A 1,153-nucleotide genomic window follows, 5' to 3' on the forward strand; every position below is an offset into this window, starting at 1 on the left:
GCGATACCGCCGAACCCAAACAACCAAAATTCGAGGCCAATTGGGAATCCATCAAAGCCAACTACAAGGACCCTGAATGGTTCAATAAGACCAAATTCGGGATCTTCATACATTGGGGCGCCTATACAGTCCCTGCTTACGGATCGGAGTGGTACCCGCGCCAGATGTACATGGATACCGCTGTCTTCAGTGCCGGACTCGAGCTCAAGAAGCAAGGGGCCTCTGCCGAGTTCCTCCACCACAGAAAACATTGGGGGGACCAAAAGCAGTTTGGATATAAAGACTTTATACCCATGTTCAAGGGAGAGAGGTTCAATGCCGATGAATGGATCGACCTGTTTAAAAAGGCCGGTGCCAGATATGTCATCCCCGTGGCAGACCACCATGACGGGTTTGCCATGTACAAGTCGAACACCTCTAGGTGGAACGCCTACGACATGGGGCCCAAACGCGATATATTAGGGGAACTCTTCAAAGCGGGGAGACACAAGGGCATGGTCATGGGCGCCTCTTCCCATTTTGCCTTCAACTGGTCCTTCTACAACAAAAAGGACCACTTTGACACCACCGACCCCGAGTACGCCGATCTCTACTCGTCAAAGGGCAAAGACCTAAAAGAACCTGTTTCGGATAGGTTCAAGAAGCGCTGGTGGGACAGGACCGTCGACCTGATCGATAATTACCAGCCCGACATCCTATGGTTCGATTTTTATGTGGACATCCCGGATTTTGAAGACCTGAGACCCAAAATAGCAGCCTACTATTATAACAAGGGCGTGGAATGGGGCAAGGAGGTCGTCCTACAGGACAAGAACTTTTCACATCAGGCCTTCCCTGAAGGAACGGTCATATACGACCTGGAAAGGGGAAAGCTGCCGGACATCAGGAAATTGCCGTGGCAGACAGATACCTCCATTGGGAAGAACTCGTGGAGCCATGTGGAAAACTGGAAATCCAAGACGGCAAACGAACTGGTCGACGACCTGGTCGATATCGTGAGCAAGAACGGCTGCCTGCTTTTAAATGTGGGACCAAAATCCGATGGCACCATACCGGAAGACCAAAAAGAGATATTGCTAAAAATAGGAAAGTGGCTGGAAGTAAACGGCGATGCCATTTACGGGACCAGGTACTGGAAAGCATTCGGGGAGGG

Annotated in this window: 1 protein-coding gene; it reads left to right on the plus strand. The window is 50.7% G+C overall.

The window, feature by feature from the left end:
* The coding region (locus EM932_RS20675) for an alpha-L-fucosidase (RefSeq protein ID WP_135879103.1) at window positions 1–1,153 on the plus strand (1,153 nt) is incomplete at both ends.

The sequence above is a fragment of the Flavivirga rizhaonensis genome, assembly GCF_004791695.1.
GTDB lineage: Bacteria > Bacteroidota > Bacteroidia > Flavobacteriales > Flavobacteriaceae > Flavivirga > Flavivirga rizhaonensis.